Raw genomic sequence first — 306 nt, 5'->3', positions numbered from 1 at the left:
CCTATATGATGGATCCATCCGCGCCTTCGTTCTTAGGCACTCAAACAATAATCAACTCGTATTCGATACACTCGAACTCGCCCTTCAAGGCGCACCCGAAAGTCGTCCTTTGCTTCATAGTGATCGAGGATTCCAATATACGTCGCATGCGTTTCGTCACATGACACGCGTGGCAGGCATTACACAAAGTATGTCTCGGGTTGGTAAATGTATTGATAACGGTCCGATGGAGTCTTTTTGGGGAGCGTTAAAGTGCGAAAGTTATTATCTACATAAGTTTGCGGAGTTCGACGAACTCCGACTCGC

1 protein-coding gene is annotated in these 306 nt (G+C 47.1%); it reads left to right on the top strand.

Annotated elements, in window-relative coordinates; all coding sequences use genetic code 11:
- Nucleotides 1-16: 16 nt before the first annotated feature.
- On the top strand, nt 17-306 hold a 290-nt coding region (locus B4C70_RS09575; RefSeq protein WP_290778813.1), incomplete at its 3' end, for a DDE-type integrase/transposase/recombinase.

The organism is Exiguobacterium sp. UBA5002 (assembly GCF_002396765.1).
Classification (GTDB): domain Bacteria; phylum Bacillota; class Bacilli; order Exiguobacteriales; family Exiguobacteriaceae; genus Exiguobacterium_A.
Note: the sequence above shows the minus strand (reverse complement) of the source record. Positions and strands in the feature narration are given on the sequence as shown.